The organism is Pseudomonas sp. Wu6 (assembly GCF_019891515.1).
GTDB lineage: Bacteria > Pseudomonadota > Gammaproteobacteria > Pseudomonadales > Pseudomonadaceae > Aquipseudomonas > Aquipseudomonas orientalis_A.
Map to the genome: position 1 here is coordinate 21397 of NZ_JAFLXH010000050.1, position 6422 is coordinate 27818.

The following is a 6422-nucleotide window of genomic DNA, read 5'->3' on the forward strand; positions in this document are numbered from 1 at the left end:
TTGTGGTTTTTGTTGAGAATTGAACGCGATAACATCGCGAACCGTTGCAGGAATCGTGAAGGATTATTGCTGTAATCGATAAAAATTATTTCTGTATCAGACATGGTTTATACATCGCTAGCTAACTACAATCGCCCGCACTGAATGTCCGGTGCTGTTCAATATTTGAGCATTGGAGCGGTCGAGGAGCAGATGGAAGGCTCTGTGCGATCCCAGGTTCCGGCAGCCTTTCAACTATTCCGCACCAAATGGAATTGGTCTGTAACAAGGCCTTTAGCCACGAAATCGAATAAGAACTCACCGCAGGTCCGTGAAACGTACAGCTATGACGTAGCGGGCTGGCTCTTATTCAATCGAAGAGAAATGCCAACCCTTGGCAGGGTGAAGTGTTGGCGATCAAAACCCAACTGCATTGCGCAAGCTGCTTTAGAGGTCGTGAGATGAGTAAAAACAGGTACCCCCGATTACTAGGCTTTTTGCCGCTGCTTGGCATGATGTTAATGCTGGGAGGCTGCAAGTGGACCTTGCTCGACCCAAAAGGACAGGTCGGTCTGGATGAACGAAACCTGATCATCACCGCCACCCTGCTGATGCTGCTGGTCGTGGTCCCTGTGATTATCATGACCTTCGCCTTCGCCTGGAAATACCGCGCGTCCAACACCAGCGCCACCTACGCGCCGAAGTGGTCGCACTCCACCAAGATCGAAATCGCGGTGTGGCTGGTCCCGATCCTCATCATCATTGCCCTGGGTTATGTGACCTACAAGTCCACCCACGCACTGGACCCGTACCGTCCGCTGGAATCTGACGTCAAGCCGATCAACATCGAAGTGGTCGCGCTGGACTGGAAGTGGCTGTTCATCTACCCGGACCTGGGTATCGCCACTGTGAACCAGATCCGGTTCCCGGAACACACTCCGCTGAACTTCAAGATCACCTCCGACGCCGTGATGAACTCGTTCTTCATCCCAGCCCTGGGCGGCCAGATCTACGCGATGGCAGGCATGCAGACCAAGCTGCACCTGATCGCCAACCAGAAAGCTGAAATGGAAGGCATCTCCGCCAACTACAGCGGCGCTGGCTTCACCGGCATGAAATTCAAAGCGATCTCGACGAGCCAGGAAGAATTTGACGCCTGGGTAGCCGAAGTCAAGGCCGCACCTAAACAGCTTGATCAAGCTGAATACGACGCCCTGACCAAACCAAGCCAGAACAACCCTGTCGCGCTGTACTCCGCGTTTGAACCGAACCTGTTTCAGAAAATCGTCGACAAGTACGAAGGTATGAAGCCAGGCAAGCCGGTAAAGCACGAGAAGAAAGAAGTGGCCGTGGTTGAAGGTTCTGACACAGGCGCGCATTCAACTGCTGGGGCAGAGGAGTAAACGATGTTTGGTAAATTAAGTTGGGACGCGGTCCCATTCCACGAGCCGATCGTGATGGTGACCATCGCCATGATCGCGCTGGGTGGTCTGGCACTGTTTGCAGGTATTACTTACTTCAAGAAGTGGACCTACCTGTGGACCGAGTGGCTGACCTCGGTCGACCACAAGAAAATCGGTGTCATGTACGTCATCGTGGCCATGGTCATGCTGCTGCGTGGTTTTGCCGACGCCATCATGATGCGTACCCAGTTGGCCATGGCCACCGAGGGTTCGCCTGGCTACCTGCCACCTGAACACTATGACCAGATCTTCACCGCCCACGGTGTGATCATGATCATCTTCATGGCGATGCCTTTCTTCACCGGCCTGATGAACCTTGCCTTGCCGCTGCAGATCGGTGCGCGTGACGTTGCCTATCCGTTCCTGAACTCCCTGAGCTTCTGGCTGCTGGTGTCCGGCGTGGTGCTGATCAACGTGTCCCTGGGCGTCGGCGAATTCGCCAAGACCGGTTGGGTTGCGTATCCGCCATTGTCGGGGCTGCAATACAGTCCGGGCGTGGGTGTGGACTACTACATCTGGGCACTACAGTTATCAGGACTCGGGACGACATTGACGGGGGTCAACTTCCTGGCCACCGTCCTGAAGATGCGCGCCCCTGGCATGAAACTGATGGACATGCCGATCTTCACCTGGACCTGCACCTGGGCAAACGTGCTGATCGTGGCTTCGTTCCCGATCCTGGCCGCTACCATGGCGCTGCTGTCGCTTGACCGTTACCTGGATTTCCACATTTTCACCAATGAACTTGGTGGCAATCCAATGATGTACGTGAACCTGTTCTGGGCATGGGGTCACCCTGAGGTGTACATCCTGATCCTGCCGGCGTTCGGTATCTTCTCCGAAGTGATCTCGACCTTTACCGGCAAGCGCCTGTTCGGTCACCACTCGATGGTCTACGCATCGGGCGCCATTTCGGTACTGGGCTTCATGGTGTGGCTGCACCACTTCTTCACCATGGGTTCGGGGGCCAGCGTCAACGCCTTCTTCGGCCTGGCGACGATGCTGATTTCCATCCCGACGGGGGTGAAGCTGTTCAACTGGCTGTTCACCATCTACCACGGTCGTCTGCGCATGACCAGCCAGGTCCTGTGGACCCTGGGCTTCATGGTGACCTTCGCCATCGGCGGCATGACCGGCGTACTGCTGGCCATCCCGGGTGCTGACTTCGTCCTGCACAACAGCCTGTTCGTGATCGCTCACTTCCACAACGTGATCATCGGCGGCGCGGTATTCGGCTACATCGCAGGTTTCAGCTTCTACTTCCCGAAAGCGTTCGGCTTCAAGCTGCACGAAGGCTGGGGCAAGGCTGCATTCTGGTTCTGGATCTCGGGCTTCTTCGTCGCGTTCATGCCGCTCTATGCACTGGGCTTCATGGGCATGACCCGTCGTCTGAACGCCACTACCAACCCTGAGTGGGTGCCGTACCTGTACGTCGCCATGTTCGGTGCGGTGATGATCGCTGTGGGCATCGCCTGCCAGTTGATCCAACTGTACGTCAGCGTGCGTGACCGCAAGCAGAACATGTGCGAGTCCGGCGACCCATGGAATGGCCACACCCTGGAATGGTCGACCTCGTCGCCACCACCGTTCTACAACTTCGCCGTGATTCCTACCGCGAACACCATCGATGCGTTCACCGAAGCCAAGGAAGACGGTACTGCGTACCAGCAACCCAAGCACTACGAGCCGATCCACATGCCAAACAACACCGCCACTGGCGTGGTGATGGGTGCGCTGTTGACCGTGTTCGGTTTCGCGATGATCTGGCACATCTGGTGGCTGGCAATCGTGGGCCTGGTAGGCACCATCGGTTACTTCATCATTCACGCTGCCCGTGATGATCAAGGCTACATGGTGCCGGTCGAAACGATCGAACGCATCGAAGCCGAGCAGCACGCTCGCCTGGTAGCCGAGAAGAAAATCCCGGCCAACCGTGTAGAAACCTCGTTGGAACAGGCTTAAACCATGTCGAACTTAGTGACCAATGCTGGACACGCCCATGTCGATGACCATGGGCACGATGACCATCACCACGACTCGGGGCCAATAACCGTCTACGGTTTCTGGCTCTACCTGATGACCGACTGCATCTTGTTTGCGTCGATCTTCGCGGTGTACGCGGTACTGGTAAACAACGTAGCGGGTGGCCCGTCGGGCCACGACATCTTCGAACTGCCTTACGTGCTCGGCGAAACCGCCTTGCTGTTGTTCAGTTCGATCACCTACGGCTTCGCCATGTTGGCCTTCTACAAGGGCAACAAGAAAGGCGTACTGAGCTGGCTGGGCCTGACCTTCCTGTTCGGCCTGGGCTTCATCGGCATGGAGATCAACGAGTTCCACCTGCTGATCTCCGAAGGCTACGGCCCGCACCGTTCCGGTTTCCTGTCGGCGTTCTTCACGCTGGTCGGCACCCACGGTCTGCACGTATCCGCCGGCCTGCTGTGGATGGCGGTGATGATGTATCAGGTCAATAAGCACGGCCTGACCAACACCAACAAGACCCGCCTGAGCTGCCTGAGCCTGTTCTGGCACTTCCTGGACGTGGTCTGGATCTGCGTATTCACCGTCGTTTACTTGATGGGGACTCTGTAATGGCTAATGCACACTCCCATGACAGCCACGATTCAAGCCACGGCAGCGTAAAGTCTTACGCCATCGGCTTCATCCTGTCGGTCATCCTGACCCTGATCCCGTTCGGCCTGGTGATGTACCCAACCCTGCCGAAGTCGATCACCTTGATGATCGTCCTGGCGTTCGCGGTAATTCAGGTCCTGGTTCACCTGGTGTACTTCCTGCACCTGGATCGTTCCAAAGAGCAGCGCGAGAACGTGATTGCGTTCGTGTTTGCAGGCCTGGTGATCGTTCTGCTGGTTGGTCTGTCGCTGTGGATCATGTTCAGCATCCACACCTACATGATGGCGAAGTGAGGTAAGACCCGATGTCGCTTAAGCACTTTATCCAAATCACCAAACCGGGGATCATTTTCGGTAACGTGCTTTCTGTGGCGGGCGGTTTCTTCCTGGCCTCCAAGGGACATGTCGATCTGGCCATCTTCCTGGCGGCGATGATCGGCACCTCCCTGGTGGTAGCTTCCGGATGCGTGTTCAACAACTGCATCGACCGTGATATCGACATCAAGATGGAGCGCACCAAGAATCGCGTGCTGGTCCAGGGCCTTATCTCCCTGAAACTGGCACTGATCTTCGCGACCGTCCTGGGTGTTGCGGGCGTGGTGTTGTTGTACAAGGTGGCCAACCCGCTGGCGGCGCTGTTTGCCGTGATCGGCTTTGTCATCTACGTCGGCCTCTACAGCCTCTACCTCAAGCGCAAGTCGGTACACGGCACGCTGGTGGGGAGTCTGTCGGGGGCGATGCCGCCGGTGATTGGTTATGTGGCTGTAACCAATAGCTTCGACATGGCCGCGCTGGTGCTGCTGGTGATGTTCAGCCTGTGGCAGATGCCGCATTCCTACGCCATCGCGATTTTCCGCTTCAATGACTACCTGGCTGCGTCGATTCCGGTTCTGCCGGTCAAGCGTGGCATCCAGGTGGCCAAGAAACACATCCTGCTCTACATCCTGGCCTTCCTCGTGGCGACCTTGATGTTGACCTTCAGTGGCTATGCCGGCATGAGCTACCTCGCCGTCGCCGCGGCCATGGGCATGTACTGGTTGTACATGGCCTGGACCGGCTACAAGGCGGTGGATGACACCGTCTGGGCGCGCAAGCTGTTCGTGTTCTCGATCTTCACCATCACCGCGCTCAGCGTGATGATGTCCCTGGATTTCCAGGTACCGAAAGAGCTGTTGCTGACCTACGCACACTGAGTGGTCTGAGCAGTAAAGGCCCCGCCTTCGCAAGAAGCGCGGGGTTTTTTATGGTATGCCCTTTATGATCGCGAGCAAGCTCGCTCCTATACCCAAATTCTTCGAATGCAGGAAGCAAAGCAATGAGTAAAAAAGCCGTTATGGTCTTCAGTGGCGGGCAGGACTCGACCACCTGCCTGATCCAGGCATTGAAGCAGTATGACGAAGTGCACTGCATCACCTTCGATTATGGCCAGCGCCATGTGGCGGAGATCGAAGTGGCTCGCACGTTGGCCAAGCAGTTGGGCGCCACCGTGCACAAGGTGATGGATGTGTCCCTGCTCAATGAGCTGGCGATCAGCAGCCTCACCCGTGACAACATCCCTGTGCCCACCGTGAACAGCTCAGGCGAAAGCCTGCCGAGCACCTTCGTGCCGGGGCGTAACATCCTGTTCCTGACCCTGGCCGCGATCTACGCCTATCAAGTCAAGGCCGAGACCGTGATCACCGGCGTGTGCGAAACCGACTTCTCGGGTTACCCGGATTGCCGCGACGAGTTCGTGAAAGCGCTGAACCAGGCCCTCAAGCTGGGCATGGAATATGACGTACGCCTCGATACCCCGCTGATGTGGCTGAACAAGGCCGAGACCTGGGCCCTGGCCGATTACCACGGGCAACTTGAGCTGGTCCGCGAGCAGACGCTGACCTGCTACAACGGCGTGATTGGCACAGGCTGCGGAAACTGCGATGCGTGCAACCTGCGCGCCCGGGGCTTGAATGAGTATCTGCAGAATAAAGCGGATGTGATGCAGAGCCTCAAGCACAAGTTGCAACTGAAGTAACTCGATCAAGAGCCAGGTGAGGTCCAAATGTGGGAGGGGGCTTGCCCCCGATGAGCATAGGTATCTACACAGCTCTGTAGCGCTCAACCGTAACCACGATGCGAAGCGAGTCGCTCTTGATCTGCTTTTGATCCTAGGCGCCCCGTTAAACCACGCTGGCCGAACGCAGGCTTGAATCCGTGGGCAACCCGGCAGGACGCCGGGTTAGCCGCACTGGGCCACGGATGGCCCATTGCGGCGGCCCACGGATTCAAGCCTGCGTTCGGGCACACCGAGCATTAGCGAGGTGCCGAGTGGTGGGGCAAGAGCGTTTTGCTTACTTTTGCGCTTTTC

6 protein-coding genes and 1 pseudogene are annotated in these 6422 nt (G+C 56.9%); 6 read left to right on the plus strand and 1 reads right to left on the minus strand.

Translation table 11 applies throughout. The features are described from left to right. Positions 1 to 121 precede the first annotated feature (121 nt). Positions 122 to 413, minus strand: a pseudogene (locus J1G34_RS27750) (hypothetical protein). A 27-nt stretch (positions 414 to 440) separates the two neighbouring features. On the opposite strand from J1G34_RS27750, the gene cyoA reads away from it, so the two are divergent. From cyoA to queC, 6 genes are all read left to right on the plus strand, one after another. After that, complete coding sequence (cyoA, locus tag J1G34_RS24645; protein WP_065885078.1) at positions 441 to 1382, plus strand: ubiquinol oxidase subunit II; 942 nt, start codon at positions 441 to 443, stop codon at positions 1380 to 1382. Between the two features lie 3 nt (positions 1383 to 1385). Beyond that, positions 1386 to 3404 (plus strand): cytochrome o ubiquinol oxidase subunit I, encoded by a 2019-nt coding sequence (cyoB, locus tag J1G34_RS24650; RefSeq protein ID WP_122560497.1) that lies wholly within the window; start codon positions 1386 to 1388, stop codon positions 3402 to 3404. A gap of 3 nt (positions 3405 to 3407) precedes the next feature. Further along, a complete protein-coding gene (locus J1G34_RS24655) occupies positions 3408 to 4034 on the plus strand; it encodes a cytochrome o ubiquinol oxidase subunit III (protein ID WP_003194052.1) in 627 nt (208 codons plus the stop codon). Continuing rightward, entirely contained in the window at positions 4034 to 4369 is a 336-nt protein-coding gene (cyoD, locus tag J1G34_RS24660; RefSeq protein WP_003194051.1) for a cytochrome o ubiquinol oxidase subunit IV, read from the plus strand. Before J1G34_RS24655 ends, cyoD begins: the two co-directional genes overlap by 1 nt. An 11-nt stretch (positions 4370 to 4380) precedes the next feature. Then, positions 4381 to 5268 (plus strand): heme o synthase, encoded by an 888-nt coding sequence (gene cyoE / locus J1G34_RS24665; RefSeq protein ID WP_003176002.1) that lies wholly within the window; start codon positions 4381 to 4383, stop codon positions 5266 to 5268. Between the two features lie 122 nt (positions 5269 to 5390). Beyond that, a complete protein-coding gene (queC, locus tag J1G34_RS24670) occupies positions 5391 to 6089 on the plus strand; it encodes a 7-cyano-7-deazaguanine synthase QueC (protein ID WP_065892839.1) in 699 nt (232 codons plus the stop codon). Positions 6090 to 6422 lie beyond the last annotated feature (333 nt).